The organism is Actinoplanes sp. NPDC051388 (assembly GCF_055586225.1).
In genome coordinates, this window is sequence record NZ_JBVJIP010000009.1 from 50,995 (window position 1) to 77,958 (window position 26,964).

Consider the following 26,964-nt stretch of genomic DNA (forward strand, 5'->3'; position numbering starts at 1 on the left):
CTGTCAGCCCTACGATCATGGGGTGACGACCGACGCCCGCCGCGCCTTCCGCGACCTGCACTCCGCCGGCACGTTCCTGATCCCGAACCCGTTCGACGTGGGGTCGGCTCGGATCCTGCAGAGCCTGGGGGTGAAGGCGCTGGCCACCACAAGCTCCGGCCTGGCCGCCACGCTGGGCCGCGACGACCAGCAGGTGACCCGGGACGAGTTGGTCGCGCACGTGGCGCGGCTGACCGCGGCGGTGACCGTCCCGGTGTCGGTGGACGCCGAGCGCGGCTACGCGGACGACCCGGCCGGGGTGGCCGCCACTGTCGAACTGCTCGCCGAAGCCGGCGCGAGCGGCGTCTCGATCGAGGACTACGACCCGTCGGCCGGTGCGATCGAGCCGCTCGAGGCGGCCGCCGCCCGGATCGCCGCGGCCGCCGAGGTGTGCGCCCGGCACGGCATGGTGCTGACCGGCCGGGCCGAGAACCACCTCTATGACGCCGGCGATCTCCAGGACACCATCGAGCGGCTGCGCGCCTATCGCGAAGCGGGCGCGACCTGCGTCTATGCGCCCGGGCTGGCCGATCTGGACGCGATCCGCCGAGTGGTGGACGAGACCGGGGCGCCGGTCAACGTGCTGGCGCTGCGGCACGGCCCGGCCGTCGCGGAGCTGGCCGCGGCCGGGGTGCGGCGCGTCTCCACGGGCGGCAGCCTGACCTGGGCGGCGTACGGCGGCCTGGTCGCCGCGGCCACCGAGCTGCTGACGACCGGCACCAGCAGCTATCTCGACGGCGCCGCTCGGCTGCCCGGCGGCGATCCGGCATGATCCGTCCGTGACGGCCTGCTCAAGCCGGCCGCCGACCCGGAGGTCCTGCGCGGCCGGGCGAACGTGTCGTGGGCCGGCGCGATCTACTGGACTGCCCGCACCAGCCCTTGCCGCACAACACCTGGACCTCATCGCAGCGCCGCTGCCAGGTCGGCCGCGGCCTCGAAGGTCGGCGCCGCCCTGCTGGTCTGGTCCGCGTCGAGCGCGATCTGCTCCGCACGGGCCAGCATGTCCGTTGCGGTCTCCGGGTCGTTGAGCACCATCGCCAGCTCGGCGCGGTACACCAGAACCTCCACGTGGGCGACGGGGTCGTCGTCGGCTCGCGGGCGGGCCAGCGCGCTGTCGAGGATGCGGGCGGCCTGGCCCGGGTCACCCTTGGAGTCGGCCAGGACGGTGGCGTTCGCCAGCGCTCTGGGGAGTCGTCCGTCGGCGATGGGCGGGGCCGGCGTCGGCGTTGCCGCGGTGTTCTGAAAGACGCGGATCCAGTTGCCGCCCGGGTCGACGACGCTGAACCCGCCCACCCCGTCGGCGTTCTTCCGAGGCCGGGGCCGGGTCATCCGCGGCATCCCGGAGACCAGGACCTTGCCGTATGCGGCCCGCATGCCGGCGGCGAAAGCCCGGTGCAGTTCCGCGATGTCCGGGGTGAGCACGAGACAGGAGCCGTAGGACTGCTCGGGGTCGAACCCGGCGATCTCGAAGAACTGCAGGTTCAGGTCTTCACGTTGCAGTCCCACGCAGGGGTAGGGCTTGCGCTGCCGGTAGGTGGTGCGGAAGCCGAGAACCCCGTAGAAGGCTTCGATGTCGTCGATCGACGGGCAGGGCAGCAGGGGAACGGTCACCTCGTTGGTCATGGCTCCTTCCTAGGCGTCGCGGACGGTCCGTCGCCCATGGAAATAGCCGATCATCGCCTCGCGCCATCCGATCGGCCGATGCTCTCTCTTGTCGGCTGGGTACGACGGCATAGCGCTACGTATACATCCACATGGACACACCGCAACGCCGCTGGTAGTAGTTATGCGTGCTGAGGGCCATCGAATGGGCTGTGCTGGGAATCGGTAGCGCGGCCGCCATCGCGTACGGGGTCCGTCGTCACCGGCCTGCGCGGATCGGACCGTGGGTGCTGCTCGCCGCCGCCATCCTGGCGAGCGCCGCCGGCGACGTGCTGACCGCGTTGCACCGGCCCGCCCTGGCCGATGTCTGCTTCTACGCCATGTTCGTGCTGGTCGCCTGCGGTCTGCTGCAGCTGACCCGGATCGGCGCGATTCTCGTCGACCGGGCCCGGCTCATCGACCTGCTCGCACTCGCCTGCTCGACGCTGCTGGTGGTCTGGGTGTTCGTCATCGGCGACGCGGGCCGGATCGGAGACATCTCCGGGGCGTACGTCATCGGGGCCCTGCTGCTCCTCGCCGTGGTCGCCCGCCTGCTGGTCGCGGTGGGCCGGAACCTCTCCGCCGCGCTGCTGGTCGTCGGCGCGGTGGGGGTGCTGGTCAGTGACATCCTGCAGCCGCTGTGGCCGGGCCGGCTGAGCGAGTCCGGATTCGTGGTGCTCTACCTGGCCTGGGGCGCCGCCGCGCTGCACCCGTCGATGGTGCGGCTCACCGAGCCCGCGGTGCCGCGCCCGAGCCCGTGGCGCGGGCACTGGGCGGCGTTGCTGGGCATCTCCGTCGCCACCCCGCCGGTCGTCCTGCTGATCGAGGCGGTCTACGGCTCGGTCGGCGACGGCGTGGTGATCGCCGTGGCTGGTGCGATCACTCTTCTCCTGACCATCACGCGGCTGACCGATTCGGTGACCCTGAATCGCCAGGCCTTGACGCGTGAGCGCGGCTTGCGGCAGGCGAGCGCCGCGCTGGTCGGCGCCGCCGACACGGCGGCCGTGGACGAGGCCGTCCGAGCCGCGATCGCCGCGCTGATGCCGCCGGACGCCATCCGCAGCACCGACTTCGCCGTCGACGACCGCCGGCTCGCGCTCGCGGGGGTGCCCGGCCTCGAGGGCGGCCCACCACCGCGCAGCTGGTGGATCGAGGACCAGGATCACGACCACGTCACGCTGGTCTGTCCGCTCTGGCTGGAGCCGCTCGGCGTCGCCCGGCCCAGCGGTGGCGCCCTGATCCTGGTGGGCCGCCGGGACACCCTCACCGCCACTCGCGACACCCTCGAGGTGCTGGCCGGCCAGGCGGCGCTCGCGCTGGATCGCATCTCGCTGGTGGAGGCGGTCGGCCGCCGCGACAGCGACCTCTATCTGCGCGCGGTGATCCGGAACAGCGCGGACATCATCGTGGTGATCGACGAGGACCAGCGCATCCGGTACGCCAGTCCGTCGCTGCGCGAGCTGCTCGGCGCCGACGATCTTCCGCCGCTGGCCACCCTCGACGATCTGGTGCATCCGGACGATCGCCACCAGCTGCGTCAGGCCTTCCGCGGCTCCGGCGACGGTGTGGTGTTCTGCTCGCTGTTGCGGGCGGACCACAGCCAGGTGCTGGTCGAAGCCACCTACCGTGACCTGCGCGAGGACCGCCTGGTCCAGGGCTTCGTGGTGACGATGCGGGATTTCGCCCAGGGCCATGAGGCGAACGAGCAGCTGCCTCATGGCGACAACCTGGACGAGCTGCCGGGCCGGGTGAACCGGCGCAGCGCCCGGCACAAGTTCCGCTACTAGGCCCTGATCGAGCTGTGACACCACGCTGATGCTCCACCGCACTCTGATGTCGGCGCCGCAATCGCGGCCCACCAGCCAGAGGAGACATGGTGAAGTTTTCAGTATCGAGCCTGCGCAAGGTGGCCCTGGTCGCCGCCGCCGTCGCCGTCGCGTCGCTCGCGGGCGTCGCCTCGGCCGAGGCCTCGACCTCGACCTGGGGGTGCACGGTGACTCCGGAGCGTCCGGTCTTCCACCACATCAACCCGGACAACGGGAACAAGGTCATCCGATACAACATGACCGTCACCTGTTCGGCGGGACGCACGATCACGATCAATCAGCACATCCACGAGGAGGACAGCGAGAACAACTACACCCACCAGACCTCCAACGTCCGCAGCTGGGAGTTCCCGACCACGGACACCGACACCATGTGGTGGGACCTCACCCTGCGCAACGACGACGTGAGCGGCGCGGAGGAGATGTATCACACAGTGAGCTTCCAGGTCGTGCCGGACGACCTGAGCGAGTCGGACTGGACGTCCTTCGAGCGCTCCCCGGTGCAGCAGTTCAGCAACTGATTCACCCCCCGGGGCCGCCGCTCCCGCCCATCGGTGCCGACCGGTGGGCGGGCGCGGCGCGCTCCCCGTTCTCCCGGTCGGCGATGGCGGCCTGGATGCGGCGCAGCGTGCGCAGAGCCTTCTTCGCCGCCGCGCGGACCTCGCCGTCGAACACGGTCGTGCCGCGGTCGGCGGCCATCAGCCGCTCCAGCGTCGGGATCGCCCGATCGTCGCCGGTCGAGCCGAGCGCGACGGCGGCCCAGTACCGCTGATTCGGATCCGGGCTGCCGGCCGCGGCCAGCAGCCGGGGCAGCACCTGCGGGGTGAACAGGGCCAGCGCGCTGGCGACGTGACCGATCCGGGGGAATCGCCGCTGCTCGAACTCGTGCCAGAGTGCCTCCAGCGCCGCGTCGCCACCGATGCGGGCCAGGGCGTCGGCGGCCTTCTGGCGCAACCAGTCGGCCTCGTCGCCGAGCAGCGGTCGCAGCGACGGCACGACCGAGGCGTCGCCGAGGCGGCCGAGCGCGGTCACCGCCTCGCTCCGGACGATCCACTGGGGGTGGTCGAGCAGCGTGACGAGCTGTGGCACGGCGGCCCGCACGTCCATCGCCGCGCATCCCATCGCGGCCCACGCCTGGCAGTTGTACCGAGCGTCGCCGAGCGCGGCCAGCAACGGCTCCTGGAGTCCGGGGTCCGCGAAGACGTCCGCCTGGTTCATCGCCCGCGAATAGAGGGACCGGTGGAAGTCCCGGTAGTCGCGGACGAGCGCGTGCAGCGCCGCGACGGCCGAGGCGTCGCCGTGCGACCTGGCCCGGTCGAGGAGCTGGTAGACATGCGCCTCGCGCGTCTCGAGATCTCCCGATCGAAGGCCCTGCAGGTCGGCGGGATTCACCGCACGACCATACGCGCCACCCCGGCCACCGCCGGACCCGGAGGGTGCGGCTCTACGCCTGCTCCAGCGGCGTCAGGTCGCCGGTGCGGAGCATCCAGTCGTCCCAGTAGCCGAGGCGGCCGCAGGCGATGCAGTGGCTGGTGATGGAGAGCGCGCGGACGCCGGCCCGCTCCGCATAGAGCGAGAAGCCCACGGCCAGCTTGAAGTCCTCCTCGTCGCCGTCACCGTCGCACTCGCAGACCATGACGCCGGGCTTCGCGTCCGCCCAGTGGCCGCCGCTGCCGGCGATGAAGTGCCGGTCGCCGCAACCCCGGCAGATTCGCTGCGCCGCCTGCATCTCCAGGTCGCCGCGCAGGCCGAAGACGTCGCCGCCGCAGGCCGCGCACCGGCACAGCCGCACCTCGTCGATGTCGTAGCCCTCGGCGCCCTGCGTCATCGTGTATTCGGTGAGGTCCTCGGCCGACTCGCCGAGCGGCCAGCCGTCCACTTCCCTGATCGCCACGCCCGCCATCTCACCACCAGCGCGCCGTCCGCCGCAGCCCGGGTCCGCGGCGGCGACAAGGGCTAGGTTGTGCTGATGCGCATTGCGGTGCTTGCTGACATTCACGGCAATCTGCCTGCTCTCGAGGCCGTGCTGGCGGAGGTGGACGAGGCCGGAGCGGACCGGATCGTGCTGCTCGGCGACATCGCCGGCGGTCCGATGCCGGCCGGGACACTCGACCTGCTGGCCGCGCTCGGTGACCGGGCGGTCTGGGTGCACGGCAACGGCGAGCGGGAACTCGTCGCCGGCTTCGATGGGCAGCCCGCGGCGGGCGACACCGTGGCCGCCTGCGTGCCGCTGCTCGAACGGCGGCACCGCGACCTGATGGCCGACCTGCCGATCACCGTCACGCTGGACGCCGACGGACTCGGTCCGGTGCTGTTCTGTCACGCCACCCCGCGCCGCGACGACGAGTTCGTGCTGGTCGACTCGCCGTTGCAGCGCTGGGAGGAGGCGCTGCACGGGGTCACCGAGCACACCGTCGTCTGCGGACACACGCACATGCCGTTCGACCGGCTGGTGAACCGCCGCCGGGTGGTCAACCCGGGCAGCGTCGGCATGGGCTACGGCGTGACCGGCGCGAGCTGGGCACTGATCGGGCCCGGCATCCAGCTCCGGCGCACGTCCTATGACCTGCGGGCGGCCGCCGAGCGGATCGGCCGGAGCGGGTTCCCGGGCGCCTCCGCCTGGGCCCACGAATACGTTCTCAGCCCGCACGGCGACGGCGCGGCCCTGGAAGCCTTCCACGAGATCATCGCCACCGAGGCGAAGAGCTGAGCCCATCGCCGAAAACACCGGGAGCGGGCAGGATGGGATCATGCCCGCCGAACGCCTCACCCGCACCAGCCGCCCGCCGGTCCGGATCGCCCACCTCGGCCTCGGCAACTTCTTCCGCGCCCACCAGGCGTGGTACACGTCCGCCGCGCCGGACGCCGCCCGCTGGGGGATCGCGGCCTTCACCGGTCGTTCCGCGCCGCTGGCGACGTCACTCGAGGAGCAGGCCGGGCTCTACACCCTGGTGGTACGCGGCCCCGAGCGCGACGACCTCGAGGTGCTGGGCTCGGTGGCCGCCGCGCATCCCGGCAGCGATATCGACGCCTGGAAGGCCTACCTGAGCCGCACCGACGTGGCCCTGGTGACGCTGACCGTGACCGAGGCGGCCTACCGTCGCGGCCCCGGCGGCGGGCTGGACGACACCGACCCGGACATCCGCACCGACCTCGCCGCCTGGCGCACCGGCGCGCCGCCGGCCACCGTGCCCGGCCGCCTGGTCGCCGGGCTCAACGCGCGCCGCGCCCGGTTCGGCGGCCCGATCGCCGTGGTCAGCTGCGACAACCTGCCCGGCAACGGCGCCGTCACCAAGCGGGTGGTGTTCGACTTCGCGGCCGCCGTCGAGCCGGCCCTGCTCGCCTGGATCCGGGACAACGTGTCGTTCGTGACCACCATGGTCGACCGGATCACCCCGCGCACCACCCCGCCGGACCTGGCGCTGGTCGCCGAGCGCGGCGCCGCCGACGCCGCGCCGGTGGTCACCGAGCCGTTCACCGAGTGGGTGCTGGAGGGCGACTTCCCCCGCGGGCGGCCCGCCTGGGAGGCCGGCGGCGCCCGCTTCGTCGCCGACGTGACCCCGCACGAGCTGCGCAAACTGCTGCTGCTGAACGGCGGCCACTCACTGCTGGCCTATGCGGGCAGCGCGCTCGGCCTGGAGACGATCGCGGACGCGGTGGCCGACCCGCGGTGCCGCGGCTGGCTGGACGAGTGGTGGGACGAGGCGGTCCGGCACGTGCCGCTGCCCGCGGCGGAGCTCGCCGAATACCGGGTGGCCTTGCTCGACCGGTTCGCCAATCCGCGGATCCGGCACACCCTGGCCCAGATCGCCGCGGACGGCTCGCAGAAGATCCCGATCCGGGTGCTCCCGGTGCTGCGCGGCGAGCGGCGGGCCGGGCGGATGCCGGTCGGCGCGGCGCGCGTGCTGGCGGCGTGGATCGGGCACCTGCGCGGCGAGGGCGCGCCGGTGCGGGACGCGGGCGCCGGCCCCTATCAGGCGCGGGCCGGTTCGCCGCGCGACGTGCTCGCCCTGCTGGCGCCCGACCTGGCCGGCGACGAGGAACTGGTGGCGGCGGTCGCAGCACGCTCGAAACCGCTCTGACATCGACGGCGGTGGTGAGTTCTTTCTCACGCCCGCTTGTTCCGGATGAAACTCCGGCGAAATCCCAACTGCTTTGACTGGCGTCGCAACAACCGGGCGCCACCAGGGCGAATGAGGTAATTGCCATGCCGGAACCGGACCGGAGAAGCCATCACACCGTCGCCGTCGTCGGCGGTGGACAGGCGGGCCTGTCGATGAGCTGGCACCTGCGCCGGCGGGGCATCGACCACATCGTCTTCGAGCGCGACCGGGTCGGCCACGAGTGGCGGGACCGGCGCTGGGACTCGTTCTGCCTGGTGACCCCGAACTGGCAGTGCGACCTGCCCGGCTACCCCTACGCCGGCGACGACCCGGACGGCTTCATGCCCGGCGCCGACGTCGTCGACCACCTCGAGAAGTACGCGGCGTCCTTCGATCCGCCGCTCGCCGAGGGGGTGGCGGTCACCCGCTTACGGCGTACCCGTCAAGGCGACTTTGATCTGTCCACCTCGGACGGGAACTGCACGGCCGACCAGGTGGTGATCGCGACCGGGCCCTATCACCAGCCGGCCGTGCCGCGGCTCGCCGAGCGGCTGCCCGGACGACTGACGCAGCTGCACTCGTCGCAGTACCGCAATCCGGCGCAGCTGCCGGACGGTCCCGTGCTGGTGGTGGGCACCGGGCAGTCCGGCTGCCAGATCGCCGAGGACCTGCATCTGGCGGGGCGGCAGGTGCACCTCGCGGTGGGCAGCGCGCCGCGGGCCGCCCGGCGCTACCGCGGTCGCGACACGCTCGCCTGGCTGGACGAGATGGGCCACTACGCCAAGGGGATCGACGAGTTCGGCGACGCGGACGAGGTGCGGCTGCGGGCCAACCACTACATGACCGGGCGGGACGGCGGGCGTGACATCGATCTGCGCGCGTTCGCCCGGGACGGGATGCGGTTGCACGGGCGGTTGCTCGGCGTGGACGGCTCGACGGTGTCGTTCGGCGCGGACCTGGCCGCACACCTGGACAACGCGGACCGGGTCGCGGACGGCATCAAGGACGCGATCGACGTCTGGATCTCCCACCATTCATTGGAAGCGCCCGCGGAGGAGCGGTATGTGCCGGTGTGGCAGCCCGCCGCCGGAACCTCGTCGCTGGACACCGGGGAGATCTCGGCGGTGGTCTGGGCGACCGGGTTCCACCGCGACCACCGCTGGATCGAGGTGCCGATCTTCGACGGGCGCGGCTATCCCACCCACGATCGCGGCGTGACCAGCTGCCCGGGGCTCTATTTCCTCGGACTGCCCTGGCAGTGGACCTGGGGGTCGGGGCGGTTCGCGGGGGTGGCCAGGGACGCCGAGCACCTCGCCGGGCGCATCGCTTCGGTGGGGCGCCGGCGCATCACCGAGGACGTCAGCTGGCTGGCCGGGACGCCGACCGAGACCTGTCCGACCCTCGACTGGTGGGCCGCCGCGTGAACGATGCCCACCGGCACCTGGGTGTCCTTCCGGCGTACCCGTTCTATGGCGGACCGCCCGTCAACCCGGACGTGACCGCGCGGGCGACCATCGACCAGCTGCTCGCGGATCTCGACCGCGAGGGCACCGAGCGAGCGCTGATCCTGCCGAACTACGGCGTGCCCGATCCCGCGGTGGCCTTCGGTTTCAACGAGCTCGTGCTGGAGGCGGCGCAGCGCGACGACCGGATCCGATGTGGACTGTGGGTCTCCCCGCTGCAACCGGCGATGACGGCCGAGGCGCTGCGGCTGGCCGGCGAGCCGGAGGTGCGGGCGCTCAAGCTGAGCTTCCTGCTGGGTGGCGGCGCGGACGACCCGGCGCTCGATCCCATCTTCGCGGCGGCGCGCGAGCACGACCTGACCGTGCACGTGCACACCTCGCCGGGCGCCGCGTCCGACATCGACCGTGTCGGCGAGCTGGTCGAGCGTTACGGCGACGACACCCGCATCCATCTCGTGCACTTCGGCGGCGGGATGAGCGGCCACATCAAGCTGATCGGCGGCCGGTTCTTCGACTGGATCGCAGCCGGCAAGCAGGTCTACACCGACCTGTCCTGGGCGATCGGCTTCGCCCCGCGCTGGCTCGCCGCCGAGATCGACCGACGCGGGCTCGGTCACGACCGGGTGCTGTTCGCCAGCGACGAGCCGTGGGGCGACCACGCGGGCGAATCGGCCCGATTGCAAGCCGCCGTCCCCTCCCGCGAACTGTCCGAAATGGTCTTCACCACCACGTTCGAAAAGCTCTACGGATGAAGGAGAACACCATGACCGACCTGACCGACCTCGAGCAGAAGAGCCTCAACGAGATCCCGCACCCGGCGCTCGCCGAGGGCGCCAGCATCTATGGCGGCACCAAGGTGTTCCCGGACTACAAGGCCGAGGAGGGGCAGAGCTACTTCACGCTGGTGCACGGCATCGCGCACGAGTCGTCGGTCAGCTTCGTCGCCGTCCTGCAGGCCACCCGGGCGCTGCGCAAGGGCTTCGAGTCGGCCATCTACTTCTACGGCCCCGGCTCGCTGAACTGCCTCGCCACCCGCGGCTTCCCGACCACCGGCACCTCCGCGTTCCCCGGCGAGCACAACATCAACAACTCGCTGAAGACGTTCATGGCCGAGGGCGGCAAGGTGTACTGCTGCCGCTTCGGGCTGTCCCTGCACGGCGCCCGCGAGGAGGACCTGATCGAGGGCGTCATCCCGACGCACCCGCTGGACGTGCAGGACGCGCTCATCCACTACGTGCGCAAGGGCGCGATCATCAACTCGACCTACATGTTCTGACGTCCGCCGCCCCACCCACCACCCCTGAGCGGAACAAAGACATGGATCTCGACGTCAGGGCCGACCTGGCCGTGCGTGGCGTGCGGGTGGCGACACCCGTGCGCCGGCCGGCCGGCGCCGGTCCCTCGGACGACGGCCACGTGGTCATCGACGGCGCGAACGCGGCCCTGCCTCTGGCTTCTGACAGCCCCTATCTCGTGCGGGACGGCCGGGTCTGGCTCGGCGACGTGGACACCGGGCTGTCGCTGCAGGTGGTGCACCGGCCGAAGTTCTACGACCTGACCACGGCCGACGGCGTGCGCTACGAGCAGATCGCCCGCCTGCACGGCAAGGACGTCCTCGCGACCACGGTCGTGCAGACCTGCATCCGCTATGCCGAGGACCAGCGCTGCCGGTTCTGCACGATCGAGGAGTCGCTGCGGTCCGGTGACACGATCGCCGCCAAGACGCCCGCGCAGCTCGCCGAGGTGGCCCGCGCCGCCGTGGACCTCGACGGCGTGACCCAGATGGTGATGACCACCGGCACCACGACCGGGCCGGACCGCGGCGCCCGCAACCTGGTCCGGTCGGTCCGGGCGGTCCTCGACGCGGTGCCCGGCCTGCCCGTCCAGGTGCAGATCGAGCCGCCCGGCGACCTGGCGGTGATCCGCGACCTGCACGACGCCGGCGCGTCCTCGATCGGCATCCACGCCGAGTCCCTGGACGACGAGGTGCGCCGCCGCTGGATGCCCGGCAAGGGCTCGGTCGCCATGGCTGAATACGAAGCGGCCTGGGACTACGCGGTCGAAGTCTTCGGCCGCAACCAGGTGTCCACCTATCTGCTGATCGGGCTGGGCGAGGACCCCGACGAACTCGTCGCGGGCGCGGCTGGGCTCATCGAGCGTGGCGTCTACCCGTTCGTCGTGCCGTTCCGCCCGATGGCCGGGACGCTCGCCCGCCGCGACGGGATTCCGGCGCCGGCGCCGTCGCTGGTGCGCGACGTCAGCGCCCGGGTGGCCGCCCTGCTGCGTGAGGCCGGCATGCTCGGCGCCGACCAGAAGGCCGGTTGTGCCGCGTGCGGTGCGTGCGGCGTGCTCCAGGCGGCCGGCGGATGACCGAGCGCACCGAGCGCGACCAGGCCACTGAGCGGGTCCGGCGCGCCGAGGGCCACGAGGGCATCCCCAGTCTGCTCAGCTTGACCGACCTCGCGCCCGCGCTGCTCGGCCCGTCGTTCTCGGTGCTGCCGACCGACGACGTCGCGGCCTATCGCGCGCTGCGCCGACAGGTTTTCGTGACCGAGCAGGAAATGTTCGCCCGCTCCGACGTGGACGACCGCGACGAGGACCCACGCACGGTGGTGCTGGTCGCCCGGTCCGCGCGCGGGGAATTCCTCGGCGGGGTGCGGGTCGGCCCGGCCTCCGGCGGACCGGACCTCGGCTGGTGGGTGGGCGGCCGGCTGGTCGTCGACCCCGCGGTCCGCGGCTCCCGCGGCATCGGACCCGCTCTGGTACGCGCCGCCTGTGCCTACGCCGAGAACGCCGGCGCCCTCCGCTTCGACGCCACCGTGCAGCCCCGCCACGAGCCGATGTTCCGGCGCCTGGGCTGGGACAGCATCCGCCCGGCCACCGTCGCCGGGCGCCCGCACGTCCTGATGCGCTGGCCCATCGGCCGCATCGCCGCCCTCGCCGCCGCCACCAAGAAGCCCCTGGGCGACCTTCTCGACGGCCTCACCCCCGACGGGTACGCGGGCGACGACGGCGCCCCGGTCCCCGGATCCGACCTGATCGCCGCCTGCGACGCGATCGTCCCGTCGATGGTCGAGCGCGACCCGGACTGGGCCGGCTGGTGTGCCGTCCTGGTCAACCTGAACGACCTGGCCGCGATGGGCGCCGCCCCGGTCGGCCTGCTGAACGCGGTGGGCGCCCGGGACGCCGCGTTCGCCGCGCGCATCCTCGGCGGGCTGCGCCGGGCCGCCGCCGCGTGGGGCGTGCCGGTGCTCGGCGGCCACACTCAGCTCGGCGTGCCGGCCGCGCTGTCCGCGACCGCCCTGGGCCGCACCGACCACCCGGTGCCGGGCGGCGGCGGGCGGCCTGGTCATCGGGTCCGGCTGACCGCGGACCTGGGCGGGCGCTGGCGCCCCGGCTATCACGGGCGGCAGTGGGACTCGACCAGCCACCGCACGCCCGCTGAGTTGCGAGCGCTGCACGGCATCGTGGCCTCCACGCGACCGGCCGCCGCCAAGGACGTGTCGATGGCTGGAATCGCCGGCACGCTCGGCATGCTCGCCGAGGCCAGCGGGTGCGGCGCCATCCTGGACGTGGTGGACGTGCCGCGTCCCGCCGACGCCACCACCGGAGACTGGTTCACCTGCTTCCCCGGCTTCGGCATGGTCACCACAGCCACCAGTGGTAGCCCAGCCGTGGATGCGGGGGGCGGATGGACGGCTGGGCTACCACTGGTGGGGTCGGCCGAGTGCGGCGAGCTGGTGGACGGGCACGGGGTCCGGCTGCGCTGGCCGGACGGGGAACTGACCGTCGCGATCGGTGGCGGCGTCACAGGATTGGGGCCGGCATGACGGTCATCAGGATGGCCGCGGTCGCCGACGAGTTCGACCGGGACCTGGAGGGCGACTTCGCGCGGATCGAAAAACTCGTCGAGGCGGCGCGGGCGGACGGCGTACGGCTGCTCGCCCTGCCGGAGGCCTGTCTCGGTGGATATCTGGCGCATCTCGACGGCGGGGCCGACGAACCACCGGCGTTGCGGGTGGACGGTCCCGAGATCGCGCGGCTGGCAGCGATCGCCGGGGACATGGTGGTGTGCGCGGGCTACTGCGAGGCCGACGGTGGCCGCCGCTTCAACAGCGTGGTCTGCGTCGGCGAGGGCCGGGTGCTGGGCAACCACCGCAAGGTGCACCAGCCGCTGCGGGAGAGCGCCAGCTATGACTCCGGCGACTCGTTCGCCGCGTTCGACACGCCGGTCGGGCGGCTCGGGCTGATGATCTGCTACGACAAGGCGTTCCCGGAGTCGGCGCGGACGCTGGCGCTGGACGGCGCGGAGATCATCGTGTGCGTGTCCGCCTGGCCGGGCAGCCGCACGAACGCGCCGGAGGATCTGGCCGAGGATCGCTGGACCCGGCGCTTCGATCTGTTCGACCGGGCACGAGCGCTGGAGAACCAGGTGGTGTGGCTGTCCGCGAACCAGTCCGGGACGTTCGGTAGGTTGCGGTTCGTGTGCAGCGCGAAGGTGGTCGATCCCGGAGGCGACGTGCTGGCTTCGACCGGGGTGGCGCCCGGCATGGCGGTCGCCGAGATCGACGTGGCGGCCGCGCTGTCGACGGCCCGCCGATCGATGGGCCATCTGCGAGACCGCCGGCCGGAAGCCTACTGACCTCATGATCACCCGCCGATGATCTCCAGACTGGCCGCCGCCGCGGCGCACTTCGGCCGCGACCTCGACTACGACCTGGGCCGCATCGGCAAGCTCATCGCCGACGCCCGGGCCGGCGGCGCGGCGCTGCTGGTGCTGCCGGACGCGGCGATCGGGGGATACCTGGCCGACCTGCGCCACCCCGACCCGGAAGCGCTGCCGCCCGCGCTCGAGCCGGACGACCCGCTGCTCGAACAGGTCGCCGCGATGGCACGGGAGATGGTGGTCTGCGTCGGCTACTGCGAGGCCGACCGCGACCGCCGCTACAACGCCGCGGTCTGCCTCACCGGCGACGGCGTGCTGGGGCGGCACCGCAAGGTCCACCTGCCGGCCGCCGAGGTCACCGCCTATGCGGCGGGGGACACGTTCGCCGCCTTCGACACCCCGGTCGGCCGGATCGGCATGCTGATCGACTACGACAAGACGTTCCCCGAGTCGGCCCGCACCCTGGCCCTGGACGGCGCCGAGATCGTCGCGTGCCTGTCCGCCTGGCCGGCCAGCGTCACCAACGCCGCCCCCAAGCTCGCGCAGGACCGCCAGTCCCGCCTCTTCGACCTCTACGACTGCGCCCGCGCCGCGGAGAACCAGATCGTCGTGGTCTCCGCCAACCAGACCGGCGCGGTCGGCGGCATGCGTTTCCTGGGCCAGGCCAAGGTGGTCGGGCCGGCCGGCAACATCCTGGCCCGCACCTGGGCCAAGGCCGGCCTCGCGGTGGCCGAGCTGGACGTGGCGGCGGAGATCGCCGCCGCCCGCCGGGTGCTGTCGCACCTCGAGGAGTTGCGCCCGGCCATCTACCGCACCGGCCCCAGATGAGAATCGCGCTGCTCACCTATTCGACCCGCCCGCGCGGCGGTGTCGTGCACACGTTGTCTCTGGCCGAGGCGCTGGCCGACCTCGGTCACGACGTCACGGTGTGGACCCTCGGCCGGGGTGGCGGTTTCTTCCGGCCGGTGTCGCCGCTGGTCCGGCTGCGCATCGTGCCGTTCCCTCCGGCGGACGACGAATCGGTCGGTGAGCGGATCCTGCGGTCGATCGCCTTGCTGCGCGCGGCGTTCACCCCTTCCGAGTACGACATCGTGCACGCGCAGGACTGCATCACCGCGAACGCGGTCGACCGCTGTGTCCGGACCGTGCATCACCTGGATCGGTTCACCACCCCCGAGCTGGCCGCCTGTCACGAGCGCGCGCTGGTCCGTCCGCACGCCCACCTGTGCGTCTCGGCGGCGGTGGCGGCCGAGGTCCACGCGGGCTGGGGGATCACACCGACGGTGATCCCGAACGGCGTCGACGCCGCCCGGTTCGCCGCGGCCGTACCGTCGTCCCGCGGCTTCTACCTGCTCGCGGTGGGCGGCATCGAGCCGCGCAAGGGGTCGCTGGACCTGCTGCGCGCCTACGCTCTGTTGCGCTCGGACCTGCCCGGCCTGCGGCTGGTCTTCGCCGGCGGGGAGACGCTGTTCGACTACCGCGCCTATCGCGCTTCGTTCGACGAGCTGACCGTCTCGCTCGGCGTCGAGCCGGAGATCCTCGGGCCGGTCGAGCACGACGAGCTGCCCGGGCTGGTGGCGGGCGCGGCGGCGTTCGCGTTCCCGTCCACCAAGGAGGGCTTCGGGCTGGCCGCGATGGAGGCTCTCGCCGCAGGGGTCCCGGTGGTGACGCGCGACCTGCCGGTGCTGCGCGAGGTGTTCGGCCACTCGGTGCTCTACGGCTCCGACCCCGCGTCGTTCGCCACGGCCCTGCGCCGGGGGATCACGGAACCTGATCCCGCCCGGACCGCCGCCGGGCGCGCGTTGGCGTTCGGCCACACCTGGTCGTCGGCCGCCCGAAGACACCTGGACTTCTACGCGTCACTCGGCCAGGTCGGCGCGGACGCCGAGCAGGCGGACCGGGCGGCGTAGCTCGAACTTCTCCAGCACGGTCAGGGCGGCCGCGCTGATCACGTCGAGGTCGGTGGTCGGGCCGCCGCGCAGCTTGGCCTCCCGGGTGCGGGTGTAGAACGACGACGACCGGACCTTGACGCCGACCCGGATCACCTCGCGGCCCTCGGCGGCCACCTCGGCGCCCAGCGCGCGGGCCAGGATCACCAGCTGTGCCTCGATGTCGGCGCGCTCGGTCAGGTCGGTGGCGAAGGTGGTCTCCTTGCTGCGGGACTTGGCCACCCACGGTTCGGTGTTCACCTCGCTGTCGCCGCCGCCGCGGGCGATCACTGTGAGCCACTGGGCGGCCCGGGGCGGGAAGCGCGTCTGCAACGTGTCGAGGCTCGCGGCGGCCAGGTCGGCGACCGTGTGCAGGGCCAGGTCGTCGAGCTTGGTGACGGTCTTCGGGCCGACGCCCCACAGGTCGCCGGCCGGTCGGGCGCCCATCGTGGGCATCCACGTCTCGTCGGTCAGGGTGAACACGCCGGCCGGGTCGCGCTTGGCGAAGCGGGCGGCGATCTTCGCCTGGTTCTTGTTGCGCCCGATGCCGATCGCGCAGGTCAGGCCGGTCCTGTCACGGATGGCCGTCTTCAGCTCGGCGGCCAGTCGCTCCGGGTCCGCCAGGTCGCCGCCGACGAACGCCTCGTCGAGGCCGTACACCTCCACCCGTACCGGGAAATCGCGGAGCGTGCCCATCACCTCGGCCGAAGCCTGCTGATAAGCGGGCATGTCGGTGGGCAGGAAGATCGCCCCCGGGCACTTGCGGGCGGCCAGGCGCAGCGGCATGCCGGAGTGCACGCCGAACGCCCGCGCCTCGCGCGAAGCCGTGGCGACCACCGTGCGTGGCTGCGACGGATCACCCGCGCCACCCACCACGACCGGCCGGCCGCGCAACTCGGGACGCCGCAGCACCTCGACCGACGCGAAGAACTGGTCGAGGTCGACGTGCAGCACCCAGGTGTCGGCCACCTGTCGAGTATTGTCCGGCGCGGCTGTCACAGCCCTCCGTTCGCCGGTGTCTTCATGCCCGGAGCGGCCTCGTTCGGCCGCGACGACACGGAGGAGACATCATGGCAAGGATCCCGAACGCCGAGCTGACCGGCATCAAGGGCGCGCTCGTCAAGCGGATGTCCCGCAGAATGATGGGCAGCGTCCCCGACCCCATCAAGATCATCTGGCACAACCAGAAGGTGCTCGACTTCAGCTTCACCGTCAGCCGCAAGCTCCAGAAGTGGGACCAGTGCGACGAGAGCCTGAAGTCGTTCGCGCACATGGCCGTGTCCAGCCTGGTCGGTTGCAGCTTCTGCCTGGACCTGGGCTATTTCCAGGCGCACAACAACGGACTGGACATGACCAAGGCGCGCGCCGTGCCCCGGTGGCGCACGTCGGACGTCTTCACCCCGCTGGAGCGTGACGTGCTGGAATATGCCGAGGCGATGACGCAGACCCCGCCGACGGTCACCGACGAGCTGTCCGCCCGGCTGCTGACCGCGCTGGGCCCGGCCGCACTGGTCGAGCTGACCTCGTGGATCGCCCTGGTCAACTTCATGACCCGCGGCAACGTCGCGATGGGCATCGAGTCGCAGGAATACTCCGCCGTCTGCGAAGTGCCGCTCACCCGATGACCGAGGACCCGTTCGTCACCCACCGCGGCCTGCTCTTCACGGTGGCCTACGAGATGCTCGGCTCGGCCGCCGACGCCGAGGACGTCGTGCAGGAGACCTGGCTGCGGTGGGCGGGCGTCACCGTCCCGGTCGAGGACCCGCGTGCCTATCTGGTGCGGATCGTCACCCGGCAGGCCCTCAACCGCATGCGTACGGTGGCCCGCCGCCGTGAGGACTACATCGGGGAGTGGCTGCCGGAGCCGCTGCTGACCAGCCCCGATGTGGCCGAGGACGTGGAGCTCGCGGAGAGCGTGTCGATGGCGATGATGACGGTGCTGGAGACGCTGGGGCCGGCCGAGCGTGCGGTGTTCGTGCTGCGGGAGGTGTTCGGGGTCCCGTACGAGGAGATCGCCGAGGCGGTGGGCAAGTCCGCGGCCGCGGTCCGGCAGATCGCCCACCGGGCGCGCGGGCACGTGGACGCCCGCCGCCCGCGGATGGAGGTGAGCCGGTCCGAGCAGCGCGCGGTCGTCGACCGTTTCCTGGCGGCGCTGGACACCGGCGACGTGCAGGGCCTGATGGACGTGCTCGCCCCCGACGTGATCCTGGTCGCCGACGGCGGCGGCCTGGCCCCGGCGGCCCGCCGGCCGATCGAGGGCGCACACAAGCTGGCGCCCTTCCTGTCCCACGGGTACGCCCGGGTCCGCGACTCGCTCACCACCACGCCGGTGTGGCTGAACGGGGCGCCGGGCGCGCGCATCGATGTGGACGGCGCGCTGGCCGGAGCGGTGAGCCTGACCGTGTCCGGCGGCCGGATCACCCGCATCTACGCGGTCTTCAACCCGCACAAGCTGGCCGGCCTGGACGGCGAGGCCCTGCTGGCTCGGTAGGGGCGCGCCGCGCCGGCGTTCGACCGGGAAAGGGCTTCGGCGCGGCCGGATCGCCGGATCGGCGTCTTCCCCACCGACCCCGCCTGACCGCGGCGACGAGCCCGTCGGATCGCGCTGCCTCAGGTGAGGTCGTGCTCGGCGGGGCTCGTGTTCAGAAGCCACGCGAGCGGCATGGTCGCGCGCACTTTGTAGTGGCCGTCGTCGTCGAGGTGCTGCATTGTTACGGTTTGTGCCGGGTCCTGGTCGATCACCCAGTATTGCGGGATGCCTGCGGCGGCATACTCGCCGCGTTTGGTCACCGTGTCCACGCCTTCGGACCCCGGCGAGACGATCTCGGCGACCAGGAGGACGTCGGCGACCGGCAACCAGACGCCGTCGGCCTGGGCCTTGCTCCACACGACGAGGTCGGGAATCCGCCCACCGAGTCCGCCACTCCGGCCGGGAATGCGGAGGCCGACCGCCTGAGCGATCCGCTCGGCCGGCACACCGGCGGCGAGCCACACCGTGAGCCGGGTCGCGATGATCGCCTGGGCATAAGCCGGCGGCGAAACGATCGAGAGAGTTCCCGCAGGGCTGATCTCGTACCGATGGTGTTCGTCAGCCGCCATCGCGGTGAGGTCGTCGAGCGTCACGGCAGGCCGGGAACCCATGCGGCCACGGTACCGGTGGGCGGTTGTCGTCGGGGCGTGTCACTGTGGCTGGAGGACGCCTAGCAGTTGGAGGACCACCATGGGTGAGGCGGAACGCGGGGACACGTTCGAATATGCGGGCGCGACCGTCACGATGGTGGACGCCGCGACGATGCTGGCCGCGGCTCGGGTCAATGCCGTCGAGCTGTTGCGGAAGTCCACCTGGCCGGCGCCCGTGCAGCGGGTCGACCTCACCGTGAGCAGCGCCGACACCAAGGACGGGGCGGTGCACGTGTTCGCCGCGGCGATCTCCACCGCGGCCGATCCGATGTCCCGCGAGCGGGTGCGCAAGCTGGTGCTGGGCGCCGACCCGATCGGGGTCTTGCTGGCCAAGCGGATCGACGAGGGGGATCAGCTGGCCGCGAAGATCGTCGACGGGGTGGGGACGGCGGCGCTGGCCGCGTACCGGAAACTCGGTCTTGATCGGATCCCCAAGCCGCCCACCGTGCGTGAGCCGAGCACGCTGGCCGACGCCGCGGTGGGGTTGCAGGCGAGCGTGACCTATGACGAGTCCGGCACCGTCGTGCGGCTGCATGCCGAGGTGCCGCGCGACGACGTGACGCCGGCGCACCTGCAGGCCTTCGCCGGGCTGACGCTGCAGGCCGTGCTCGAACTGGCCGGGCCGGACAGCCTGGCCGGGCGCCGTTACGTGCTGAGCCGCGAGGCCCCGCCGGCCAAGACGCCGCCGACCACCCAGAACGTCACGCTCGATCAGGTCGGCGGGCTGGCCGACATCGTCGGTGAGCTGCGGCAGATCGCCACCTCCTTCCGGCATCCGGAGGCGATGGCCAGGTGGGGCGCGCGCCGGCCGCAGGGCATTTTGATGTATGGCCCACCCGGCACCGGCAAGACCATGCTCTCCCGGGCACTCGCCAACGAGATCGGCGCCGATTTCCGCGAGATCCGCACCCCGGAGATCCTGGACAAGTGGCTGGGCGGCTCGGAGCGCAACATCAAGCAGATCTTCCGCGACGCCCGGCGGTATCGGGTGCCGACGCTGATCCTGTTCGACGAGTTCGACTCGATCATCAGCTATGCCGGGTCCGGTGGCGACGCGGCCAGCCAGGCGATCAACGCGGTGGCCGGCATCTTCAAGCAGGAAATGAACGACCTGATCGAGGCCAACCCGAACGTGATCGTGGTGGCCACCACGAACTTCCCGCACCGGGTCGACGACTCGCTGATCCGCTCCGGCCGCTTCGACGTCAAGGTGGCCGTGCCGAAGCCGGACGCGGCCGGGCGGGCCGAGATCTTCCGCAAGATGGTCGCCGCGCTGGTCGCGGCGCACGCGACGCCGGGCTTCGCGATGTTCGCCGACGACCTCGACCTGGCCGAGCTGGGCCAGTCGACGGTCGGCCTGACCGGCGCCGACATCAAGGAGATCCTGCGCCGGGTGCAGCTCGACAAGGCGATGCAGGACGCCCGCACCGGCGGGATGGTCGACCCCATCAACCAGGCCGATCTGGTGGCCGGGATCCGGGAGATGCAGCTGCCCCGACCGGCTGCCTGACCGGGGCCGGGCGCCAGGGGAGCAGCGGGATGCTGGCGAGCACCAGCACGGCCAGCACCGCCAGCGCCAGGCGCGGGCCGGTGGCCGCGGCGATCAGTCCGGCGACCGCGATGACCAGCGGCTGCGCCACCCGCGAGCTGATCGCCCAGGCGGCCAGCACGCGGGACAGGTGGCTGTCGTCGGTGGCCTGCAGGCGGTAGGTCGCGAACGTCGGGTTGAACCCGCCCGAGCAGACCAGCAGCAGGAACTGGCCGGCGAAGATCACCACCACTCCGGCGGTGCCGGCCGGCGCCAGCGGCAGCGCGCCCAGCCACAGCGCCCGGACCGCGCCGAAGCCGAGCAACGTCGTCCGCTCGCCCCAGCGGCGGCGGATCGGCCGCACCAACAGCGCGCCGAGCACGCCACCGATGCACGGGACGCCCAGGACGAAGCCGTATTGCCACGGCTGGAAGCCCAGGTCGCGCAGGGTGAAGACGGCCAGCAGGGGAGCGCCGGCCATCACCGCGCCGCCGAACACCATCGCGTTGAGCCAGAGGGCGCGCAGGTCGCGATGGCCGAGGATGTAGTGCCAGCCGGCGGTCAGCTCGCGCCACCGCGGTGTCGGGTGCCGCTCGGGCGGCGGCGGCTCCGGGCGCCGGATGCGGCTGACCGTGAACGCGGAGACCAGGAACGTCACCGCGTCGGCCGCCACCGACGCGGTCGCGCCCAGCCAGGAGATCAGCACCCCGCCGATCGGCGGGCCCGCCGCATAGGTCGTCCACATCGTCGCCTCGAGCCGGGACGTCGCCTCGGGCCGGTCGGCGAGCGGCACCAGCGCCTTGAGGTGTGCCCCACTCGCGGCGTTGAACACGATCACGCCCACCGCCTGGGCCATCGCGACCAGGCAGAGCTGCGCATAGGTCAGCGACCCGAAGGCGGCCGCCGCCGGGATGCTCATCAGCGCGCCGAACCGCAGCAGGTCGGCGCCGATCATCACCGGCCGCTTGCGGCGGAACTCGACCCACGGGCCCAGCGGCACGGCCAACGCGGCGCCGGCCAGCCCGGCCAGCGCGGCGAGCAGGGACACCTGCAGCACCGGCGTGTGCAGCACCACGGTCGCGATCAGCGGCAGCGCGCCCATCGAGACGGCGGTGCCGAACTCGCTGACGCCGTAGGCCGACCACAGCCGGTTGAAGTCCCGTCCCAGTGTCACGCCGGAAGGCTAGCGACGGCCTACGACAAGAATCGCGGAGCGGCGCGTCGCACGATCGCCGCCGTGTCCGTGCCCCTCGGCAGGGTGCCGAACGAGCCGCCGTGATCGCCGCCGAGGCGGCTCGCGCAGAACGCGTCGGCGACCGCGGGCGGTGCGTGCCGCACCAGCAGCGACGCCTGCAGGACCAGCGCCAGCCGCTCGGCCACCCGGCGCGCCTGGCTCTCGTCCGGGTCGTCCAGCAGCGGTTTCAGGGCGGCGACCGCCTCGTCCAGCCGCCGGTCCGCGCCGCTCGCCAGGCTCACCTCGTCGAGGAACGCGTCTGCCACCGCGGGCTCGCGCCGGAGCGTACGCAGGACGTCCAGCGCCTGCACGTTGCCAGAGCCCTCCCAGATCGAGTTCAGCGGCGCGTCCCGATAGAGCCGGGGCAGGCCGGAGTCCTCCACGTATCCGTTGCCGCCCAGGCACTCGAGCGCCTCACCGACCACCACCGGCTGCCGCTTGCAGACCCAGAACTTGCCCACCGCGACGGCCAGCCGCCGGACCGGCCCGGACATCCCGGCGAGCCGCATCATCAGCGTGGTCGCGGCCTCGGTCTCCAGCGCCAGGTCGGCCAGCACCGCGGTCATCAGCGGCTGCTCGACCAGCGGGCGGCCGAAGACCGAGCGGTGCGTGGCGTGGTGGATCGCCTGGCTGAGCGCCGCCCGCATGCCGGCCGCCGAGCCGATCACGCAGTCCAGCCGGGTCATCGCGACCATCTCGATGATGGTGCGCACGCCGCGCCCCTCGTCCCCGACCAGCCAGGCCACCGTGTCCTCGAACTCCGGCTCGCTGCTCGCGTTGCTGCGGTTGCCGAGCTTGTCCTTGAGCCGCTGGATCCGGAACACGTTGCGCGTGCCGTCCGGCAGCACCCGTGGCACCAGGAAGCAGGACAGCCCGCCCGGCGCCTGGGCCAGCACCAGGAACAGGTCGCACATCGGTGCGCTGGTGAACCACTTGTGGCCGGTGAGCAGCCAATGGTCGCCGGAGCGGTGCGCCGTGGTGGTGTTCGCGCGCACGTCCGAGCCGCCCTGCTTCTCGGTCATGCCCATCCCGGCGAGCAGGCCGCTCTTGCCCAGCGGAGGCCGCAGGCCCGGCTCGTAGGACGTCGAGGTGAGCAGCGGCTCGTAGGCGGCGGCCAGCTCGCTCTGGTGGCGCAGCGACGGGATCACCGCGTAGGTCATCGAGATCGGGCAGGTGTGGCCCGCCTCGACCTGCGACCAGGTGTAGAGAGCCGCGGCCCGGGCGACGTGCGCGGCCGGCTCACCGGACACCCACGCCGTGCCGGCCAGCCCGGCGCCGACCGCGACCTCCATCAGCCGATGCCAGGACGGGTGGAACTCAACCTCGTCGATGCGGTGCCCGTACCGGTCGTGGGTCGCCAGGCGCGGCGGGAACGCGTTGGCCTCGTACCCCCAGGCCTGTGCCTCGGCGCCGCCGGCCCGGCGGCCCAGCGCGTGCAGATCGGGGGCCGACCACCCGGCGCCCTCCCGGTCCAGCGCTTCCAGCAGGGCAGTGTCGGACGCCACATCGTGATCGACGAGCGGCGGTGGCTGGTTGAACACCTCATGGGTCACCGGTACACACTATGAGTGGATCGGTACGCGTAGGGTTTGCAGGAGCCGGCGAGGACGGATGGTGAGGGAGCGGTTGGCCACGGTGACGCCCACGGCGACGCGGGGCGGCGGGGCGGTCGCTGACCTGCTCGCCGAGCTCGACGACGCGCGGCGACTGGCTGTCGAGGTGAGCCGGCCCGATCTCGCCGAGAGGCTGCAGCGCGCCGGTCAGCGGCTGCGCGCCGACGACGTGGCGGTGGCCGTGGTCGGCGAGTTCAAGCAGGGCAAGAGCACCCTGGTCAACGCCCTGCTGCGCACCGACATCTGCCCGGTCGACTCGGACGTGGTGACCGCGGTGCCGACCGTGCTGCGTTATGGCAGTCCGCCGTCGGTGTCGCTGCAGATTCCGGCCGAGGACGGCACCCTGGAGACCGTCCCGGTGCCGTTCGAGGAGCTGCGCCGGCACATCACCGAGGGCACCCCGACCGGCGACCGGCCGGCGCCGCGCAGCGTCGAGGTGCGGCTGGACCGGCGGCTGCTGGCCGCCGGGCTCTCCTTCATCGACACCCCGGGGGTCGGCGGCCTCGACTCCGCGCAGGGCAACATCACGCTCGCCGCGCTGCCGCTGGCCGGCGCCGCCCTGTTCGTCACCGACGCCGCCCAGGAGCTCACCGCGCCCGAGGTGGATTTCCTGCGCCGGGTGCTCGAGCGCTGCCCGCGGGCGTTCTGCGTGGTCACCAAGACCGACCTCTATTCGGAGTGGCGCCGGATCGTCGAGATCAACCAGGGGCACTTCGAGCGGGCCGGGCTGGACGTGCCGATCGTCGCGGTGTCGTCGTTCCTGCGGATGCGCGCCCAGCAGAAGGACAGCATCTCGCTGAACAAGGAGTCCGGCTTCCCGCTGCTGGTGGACATGCTGCGCCGCGACGTGCTCGGCTCGGCGCAGGCGGACGGGCTGACCGCGGCCCGCGCCGAGCTGTCGTTCGTGGTCGGCCAGCTCCGCGAGCGGGTGGCCGCCGAGCAGGTGGTGGCGGAGGAGCCGCAGGCCGCGCCGGAGATCGCGAAGCGTTATGCGGAGAAGACCCGGCGCAGCGCCTGGCTGGGCGGCAGCTCCTGGCAGACGGTGCTCGGCGACGGCATCCAGGATCTGACCGCGGACGTCGACCACGACCTGCGCGAGCGCCTGCGGCTGATGGTCCGCAAGGGCGAGGAGCTGCTGGACGAGTCGGATCCGCGGGACACCTGGCGCGACTTCCAGGCCTGGGCCGCCCGCGAGGCGACCGCGGCCGCGGTGGACAACCTGATGCTGCTGGTCAGCCGCTGCGAGCAGCTGGCCCGCGACGTGGCCGAGCGGTTCGACATCGAATACGACAGCCTCGACGTCGACCTGCCGTCCCCGGACCTGGCCCTGCGCAAGGTCGACGACCTGGACGTCAGCTTCCACAAGTCCGGCATGCAGCAGTTCCTCGGCGCCTTCACCGCCGCCCGCGTCACCTATGGCGGCTTCTACATGCTGGGCGCGGTGGGCGCCCTGTTCAACGTGGCGATCGCCGCGCCGCTCGGCCTGCTGGCCGGCATGACGCTCGGCCGCCGGCTGGTCCGGGCCGAGCGCGAGCGCCAGGTGCAACACCGCCGGGCGCAGGCGAAACAGGAGCTCCGGCGGTACGTCGACGACGTCACGTTCCACGTCGGGCGCGACTCCCGGGAGGCGGTGCGGCGCACGCAGCGCTTCCTGCGGGACGAGTTCGGCGCGCGGGCGCTGGCGGTGGAGCGATCCGCGGCGGCGACCGCCCAGGCGGTGCGGGAGACCGCGGCGCTGCCCGAGGACCAGCGCCGGGAACGCGCCGCCACGCTGGCCGAACAGCGCCGCCGATTGGATCACCTGGCATGACGCTGCTCGACGAGGTGCGCACGCTGCTCGACCGGGCCTTCGCCGAGTCCCGGGACCCCACCCTGCGGCAGCGCCTGGCCGAGGCCCGCCGCCGGGTCGACGAGCCGCTCCGGGTGGCCATCGCCGGCAAGATCAAGGCGGGCAAGTCGACGCTGCTCAACGCCCTGGTCGGCGAGGAGCTCGCGGCCACCGACGCGGGCGAGTGCACACGCATCGTGACCTGGTATGCGGACGGCCCGACGTACGCGGTGACCGCCTTCCTCAAGGACGGCACCGCCGACCCGCGCCCGTTCAACCGGGTGCAGGGCGCCGTGCAGATCGACCTGGGCCGCCCGGCCGAGCAGGTGGACCACCTCGAGGTGCGGGTGCCCAGCGCCCGCCTGCGCCGGCACACGCTGATCGACACCCCGGGCATCGCCTCGCTCTCCACCGACGTCTCGCTGCGCACGATGGCGTTCATGGAGGCCGAGGGCGAGCGGTCCGCGCAGACCGACGCGGTGATCTACCTGCTGCGCCACATGCACGGCAGCGACGTGCGGTTCCTGGAGTCGTTCCACGGCGACGGCATGGCCAACGGCACCCCGGTCAACGCGGTCGGTGTGCTCTCCCGGGCGGACGAGATCGGCGGCTGCCGGCTGGACGCGATGGAGGCCGCGGCGCGGGTCGCCGCCCGCTATGCGACCGACGAGCGGCTGCGCCGGCTCTGCCCGGTGGTGGTGCCGGTGGCCGGGCTGCTCGGCGCGGCCGGGGCCACGCTGCGCGAGGACGAGTTCCGGGCGCTGGCGGTGGTCGCGGCCGAGCCGATGTCCGATGTGGTCGAGCTGCTGCTGACCGCGGACCGCTTCGCGGCCTCCGCGCCCGGGCGGCAGGAGGTGCTGCACCGGCTCGGCCTTTTCGGCGTACGCCTGTCCGTGCGCCTGATCCGGGAGAACATCGTGCGCGACTCGGCCGACCTGGCCCGCGCGCTCACCGAGCACAGCGGCATCGACCGGCTCCGCGAGGTCTTCACCGCCCAGTTCGTCGGCCGCAGCGAGGTGCTCAAGGCCCGGTCCGCGCTGGCCGTCATCGACGAGTGCGTGCCGGGGGAGTCCGCGCTGGCGGCCGACGCCGAGCGGATCAAGGCCAGCGCCCACGAGTTCGTGGAGCTGCGCCTGCTGCACCTGCTGCGCTCCGGCCGGCTGCCCGGCACCGACGAGCAGCTGACCGACATGGACATGCTGCTCGGCGGCCAGGGCGGCGCGGCGCACCACCGGCTGGGCCTGCCCGCGGAGGCGCCGCCGACCCGCATCGCATCAGCCGCGCAGGCCGCGCTGGCCCGCTGGCAGGCGGTCGGCGAGCACCCGTTCTCGGCCCGCGAGCTGCGCACCGCCGCCCGCGCCGCGATGCGCACCTGCGAGGGCATCCTGGCCGCGACCCTCACTCCCGGCCGCTGAGGATCGCGTAGCGGTCGGAGTCCCGCCAGCCGTCCCGGATCAGCATGGTGTGGCGCAGCCGCCCCTCATGGGTCATGCCGAGCTTCTTCAGCACGCCCGCGGAGGCGAGGTTCCGCGGGTCACAGGTCGCGAAGATCCGGCGCAACCCGTGCTCCCGGAAGCCGATGGCGAGCAGCTCCCGCGCCGCGGCGGTCGCCAGGCCGCGGCCCCAGAAATCCGGGTGAACGAGGTAGGAGATCTCGCCTTCGTGCGGACCGTGCAGCTTGAGCTCGGCGCTGCCGGCCACCGCGCCGTCATGCACGACGGCAAAGGAAAACCGGGTCTGCGGTCGTTGCGCCCACGCGTCGGCCGCCAATCGGGTGAACTCTCGGCTCTGCTCTTCGGTGTTCGGTCCCCACGCCTGATAACGGCAGACCTCCGGAAGCCGAGCCCACTCATGCACCGCGGGCCAGTCCTCGATCACCATCGGCCGCAGCGTCACGACGGGAAAATCCACCGGG

At 72.5% G+C, this 26,964-nt stretch carries 26 protein-coding genes; 18 read left to right on the plus strand and 8 right to left on the minus strand.

What is annotated here, in order from left to right:
• Positions 1-22: 22 nt before the first annotated feature.
• A complete protein-coding gene (locus tag ACZ6TI_RS23050) occupies positions 23-811 on the plus strand; it encodes an isocitrate lyase/PEP mutase family protein (protein WP_465347180.1) in 789 nt (262 codons plus the stop codon).
• Between the two features lie 128 nt (positions 812-939).
• Here ACZ6TI_RS23050 and ACZ6TI_RS23055 read toward each other — a convergent pair whose 3' ends face one another.
• Positions 940-1,662 (minus strand): VOC family protein, encoded by a 723-nt coding sequence (locus ACZ6TI_RS23055; RefSeq protein ID WP_465347181.1) that lies wholly within the window; start codon positions 1,660-1,662, stop codon positions 940-942.
• Between the two features lie 191 nt (positions 1,663-1,853).
• On the opposite strand from ACZ6TI_RS23055, the gene ACZ6TI_RS23060 reads away from it, so the two are divergent.
• Both ACZ6TI_RS23060 and ACZ6TI_RS23065 read left to right on the plus strand, forming a co-directional pair.
• Positions 1,854-3,467 (plus strand): PAS domain-containing protein, encoded by a 1,614-nt coding sequence (locus ACZ6TI_RS23060; protein ID WP_465347182.1) that lies wholly within the window; start codon positions 1,854-1,856, stop codon positions 3,465-3,467.
• An 89-nt stretch (positions 3,468-3,556) separates the two neighbouring features.
• Positions 3,557-4,027, plus strand: coding sequence for a hypothetical protein (locus ACZ6TI_RS23065; protein ID WP_465347183.1), 471 nt, complete (start codon positions 3,557-3,559; stop codon positions 4,025-4,027).
• 1 nt (position 4,028) lies between these two features.
• Here ACZ6TI_RS23065 and ACZ6TI_RS23070 read toward each other — a convergent pair whose 3' ends face one another.
• The gene (locus ACZ6TI_RS23070; protein ID WP_465347184.1) at positions 4,029-4,898 is read right to left on the minus strand and encodes a HEAT repeat domain-containing protein; all 870 of its coding nucleotides are present in this window, start codon (positions 4,896-4,898) and stop codon (positions 4,029-4,031) included.
• 52 nt (positions 4,899-4,950) lie between these two features.
• The gene (locus ACZ6TI_RS23075; RefSeq protein ID WP_465347185.1) at positions 4,951-5,400 is read right to left on the minus strand and encodes a hypothetical protein; all 450 of its coding nucleotides are present in this window, start codon (positions 5,398-5,400) and stop codon (positions 4,951-4,953) included.
• Between the two features lie 75 nt (positions 5,401-5,475).
• On the opposite strand from ACZ6TI_RS23075, the gene ACZ6TI_RS23080 reads away from it, so the two are divergent.
• From ACZ6TI_RS23080 to ACZ6TI_RS23125, 10 genes are all read left to right on the plus strand, one after another.
• Positions 5,476-6,216 carry a metallophosphoesterase family protein gene (locus ACZ6TI_RS23080; protein WP_465347186.1) on the plus strand — a complete coding sequence of 247 codons (741 nt, stop codon included), beginning with the start codon at positions 5,476-5,478 and terminating at the stop codon, positions 6,214-6,216.
• A 40-nt stretch (positions 6,217-6,256) separates the two neighbouring features.
• Complete coding sequence (locus ACZ6TI_RS23085) at positions 6,257-7,588, plus strand: mannitol dehydrogenase family protein (RefSeq protein ID WP_465347187.1); 1,332 nt, start codon at positions 6,257-6,259, stop codon at positions 7,586-7,588.
• A gap of 125 nt (positions 7,589-7,713) precedes the next feature.
• On the plus strand, positions 7,714-9,033 hold the full coding sequence (locus ACZ6TI_RS23090; protein ID WP_465347188.1) for an MSMEG_0569 family flavin-dependent oxidoreductase: 1,320 nt from the start codon (positions 7,714-7,716) through the stop codon (positions 9,031-9,033).
• Complete coding sequence (locus ACZ6TI_RS23095) at positions 9,018-9,824, plus strand: amidohydrolase family protein (protein ID WP_465347189.1); 807 nt, start codon at positions 9,018-9,020, stop codon at positions 9,822-9,824. The genes ACZ6TI_RS23090 and ACZ6TI_RS23095 overlap by 16 nt, the downstream gene beginning before the upstream one ends.
• An 11-nt stretch (positions 9,825-9,835) precedes the next feature.
• Positions 9,836-10,348, plus strand: coding sequence for an MSMEG_0572/Sll0783 family nitrogen starvation response protein (locus ACZ6TI_RS23100; RefSeq protein WP_465347190.1), 513 nt, complete (start codon positions 9,836-9,838; stop codon positions 10,346-10,348).
• 41 nt (positions 10,349-10,389) lie between these two features.
• Entirely contained in the window at positions 10,390-11,442 is a 1,053-nt protein-coding gene (locus ACZ6TI_RS23105; protein ID WP_465347191.1) for an MSMEG_0568 family radical SAM protein, read from the plus strand.
• Entirely contained in the window at positions 11,439-12,902 is a 1,464-nt protein-coding gene (locus tag ACZ6TI_RS23110; protein WP_465347192.1) for an MSMEG_0567/sll0787 family protein, read from the plus strand. The genes ACZ6TI_RS23105 and ACZ6TI_RS23110 overlap by 4 nt, the downstream gene beginning before the upstream one ends.
• Positions 12,899-13,714 carry a carbon-nitrogen hydrolase family protein gene (locus ACZ6TI_RS23115; RefSeq protein ID WP_465347193.1) on the plus strand — a complete coding sequence of 272 codons (816 nt, stop codon included), beginning with the start codon at positions 12,899-12,901 and terminating at the stop codon, positions 13,712-13,714. The genes ACZ6TI_RS23110 and ACZ6TI_RS23115 overlap by 4 nt, the downstream gene beginning before the upstream one ends.
• Before the next feature lie 18 nt (positions 13,715-13,732).
• The gene (locus tag ACZ6TI_RS23120; protein WP_465347194.1) at positions 13,733-14,566 is read left to right on the plus strand and encodes a carbon-nitrogen hydrolase family protein; all 834 of its coding nucleotides are present in this window, start codon (positions 13,733-13,735) and stop codon (positions 14,564-14,566) included.
• On the plus strand, positions 14,563-15,648 hold the full coding sequence (locus ACZ6TI_RS23125) for an MSMEG_0565 family glycosyltransferase (RefSeq protein WP_465347195.1): 1,086 nt from the start codon (positions 14,563-14,565) through the stop codon (positions 15,646-15,648). Before ACZ6TI_RS23120 ends, ACZ6TI_RS23125 begins: the two co-directional genes overlap by 4 nt.
• Here the strand turns inward: ACZ6TI_RS23125 and ACZ6TI_RS23130 are convergent.
• Entirely contained in the window at positions 15,598-16,635 is a 1,038-nt protein-coding gene (locus tag ACZ6TI_RS23130) for a DNA polymerase IV (RefSeq protein WP_465347196.1), read from the minus strand. The genes ACZ6TI_RS23125 and ACZ6TI_RS23130 overlap by 51 nt on opposite strands.
• Positions 16,636-16,736: 101 nt before the next feature.
• Between ACZ6TI_RS23130 and ACZ6TI_RS23135 the strand changes: the two genes are divergently transcribed.
• Complete coding sequence (locus tag ACZ6TI_RS23135) at positions 16,737-17,291, plus strand: carboxymuconolactone decarboxylase family protein (RefSeq protein ID WP_465347197.1); 555 nt, start codon at positions 16,737-16,739, stop codon at positions 17,289-17,291.
• Positions 17,288-18,157 (plus strand): RNA polymerase sigma-70 factor, encoded by an 870-nt coding sequence (locus ACZ6TI_RS23140; RefSeq protein WP_465347198.1) that lies wholly within the window; start codon positions 17,288-17,290, stop codon positions 18,155-18,157. Before ACZ6TI_RS23135 ends, ACZ6TI_RS23140 begins: the two co-directional genes overlap by 4 nt.
• Positions 18,158-18,276: 119 nt before the next feature.
• On the opposite strand, the gene ACZ6TI_RS23145 is transcribed toward ACZ6TI_RS23140, so the two are convergent.
• On the minus strand, positions 18,277-18,789 hold the full coding sequence (locus tag ACZ6TI_RS23145; protein WP_465347199.1) for a Uma2 family endonuclease: 513 nt from the start codon (positions 18,787-18,789) through the stop codon (positions 18,277-18,279).
• Between the two features lie 97 nt (positions 18,790-18,886).
• Between ACZ6TI_RS23145 and ACZ6TI_RS23150 the strand changes: the two genes are divergently transcribed.
• Entirely contained in the window at positions 18,887-20,356 is a 1,470-nt protein-coding gene (locus tag ACZ6TI_RS23150) for an ATP-binding protein (protein ID WP_465347200.1), read from the plus strand.
• Here ACZ6TI_RS23150 and ACZ6TI_RS23155 read toward each other — a convergent pair.
• Positions 20,295-21,548 (minus strand): MFS transporter, encoded by a 1,254-nt coding sequence (locus tag ACZ6TI_RS23155; protein ID WP_465347201.1) that lies wholly within the window; start codon positions 21,546-21,548, stop codon positions 20,295-20,297. The two genes, ACZ6TI_RS23150 and ACZ6TI_RS23155, sit on opposite strands and share 62 nt — an antisense overlap.
• A gap of 20 nt (positions 21,549-21,568) precedes the next feature.
• Complete coding sequence (locus ACZ6TI_RS23160) at positions 21,569-23,161, minus strand: acyl-CoA dehydrogenase family protein (protein ID WP_465347202.1); 1,593 nt, start codon at positions 23,159-23,161, stop codon at positions 21,569-21,571.
• 61 nt (positions 23,162-23,222) lie between these two features.
• On the opposite strand from ACZ6TI_RS23160, the gene ACZ6TI_RS23165 reads away from it, so the two are divergent.
• On the plus strand, positions 23,223-25,031 hold the full coding sequence (locus tag ACZ6TI_RS23165; RefSeq protein WP_465347203.1) for a dynamin family protein: 1,809 nt from the start codon (positions 23,223-23,225) through the stop codon (positions 25,029-25,031).
• Positions 25,028-26,464: a dynamin family protein gene (locus ACZ6TI_RS23170; RefSeq protein ID WP_465347204.1), complete on the plus strand. Its 1,437-nt coding sequence runs from the start codon at positions 25,028-25,030 to the stop codon at positions 26,462-26,464. The genes ACZ6TI_RS23165 and ACZ6TI_RS23170 overlap by 4 nt, the downstream gene beginning before the upstream one ends.
• Here ACZ6TI_RS23170 and ACZ6TI_RS23175 read toward each other — a convergent pair.
• Positions 26,448-26,960 (minus strand): GNAT family N-acetyltransferase, encoded by a 513-nt coding sequence (locus tag ACZ6TI_RS23175; RefSeq protein WP_465347205.1) that lies wholly within the window; start codon positions 26,958-26,960, stop codon positions 26,448-26,450. The genes ACZ6TI_RS23170 and ACZ6TI_RS23175 overlap by 17 nt on opposite strands.
• Positions 26,961-26,964 lie beyond the last annotated feature (4 nt).

What these genes read in the sequence shown, in the direction of transcription:
- ACZ6TI_RS23170 (WP_465347204.1), top strand. Translation starts at nt 25,028, where the DNA reads ATGACGCTGCTCGACGAGGTGCGCACGCTGCTCGACCGGGCCTTCGCC.
- ACZ6TI_RS23100 (WP_465347190.1), top strand. Translation starts at nt 9,836, where the DNA reads ATGACCGACCTGACCGACCTCGAGCAGAAGAGCCTCAACGAGATCCCG.
- ACZ6TI_RS23135 (WP_465347197.1), top strand. Translation starts at nt 16,737, where the DNA reads ATGGCAAGGATCCCGAACGCCGAGCTGACCGGCATCAAGGGCGCGCTC.
- ACZ6TI_RS23090 (WP_465347188.1), top strand. Translation starts at nt 7,714, where the DNA reads ATGCCGGAACCGGACCGGAGAAGCCATCACACCGTCGCCGTCGTCGGC.
- ACZ6TI_RS23055 (WP_465347181.1), bottom strand. Translation starts at nt 1,662, where the DNA reads ATGACCAACGAGGTGACCGTTCCCCTGCTGCCCTGCCCGTCGATCGAC.
- ACZ6TI_RS23150 (WP_465347200.1), top strand. Translation starts at nt 18,887, where the DNA reads ATGGGTGAGGCGGAACGCGGGGACACGTTCGAATATGCGGGCGCGACC.
- ACZ6TI_RS23115 (WP_465347193.1), top strand. Translation starts at nt 12,899, where the DNA reads ATGACGGTCATCAGGATGGCCGCGGTCGCCGACGAGTTCGACCGGGAC.
- ACZ6TI_RS23125 (WP_465347195.1), top strand. Translation starts at nt 14,563, where the DNA reads ATGAGAATCGCGCTGCTCACCTATTCGACCCGCCCGCGCGGCGGTGTC.
- ACZ6TI_RS23105 (WP_465347191.1), top strand. Translation starts at nt 10,390, where the DNA reads ATGGATCTCGACGTCAGGGCCGACCTGGCCGTGCGTGGCGTGCGGGTG.
- ACZ6TI_RS23110 (WP_465347192.1), top strand. Translation starts at nt 11,439, where the DNA reads ATGACCGAGCGCACCGAGCGCGACCAGGCCACTGAGCGGGTCCGGCGC.
- ACZ6TI_RS23120 (WP_465347194.1), top strand. Translation starts at nt 13,733, where the DNA reads ATGATCTCCAGACTGGCCGCCGCCGCGGCGCACTTCGGCCGCGACCTC.
- ACZ6TI_RS23140 (WP_465347198.1), top strand. Translation starts at nt 17,288, where the DNA reads ATGACCGAGGACCCGTTCGTCACCCACCGCGGCCTGCTCTTCACGGTG.
- ACZ6TI_RS23080 (WP_465347186.1), top strand. Translation starts at nt 5,476, where the DNA reads ATGCGCATTGCGGTGCTTGCTGACATTCACGGCAATCTGCCTGCTCTC.
- ACZ6TI_RS23085 (WP_465347187.1), top strand. Translation starts at nt 6,257, where the DNA reads ATGCCCGCCGAACGCCTCACCCGCACCAGCCGCCCGCCGGTCCGGATC.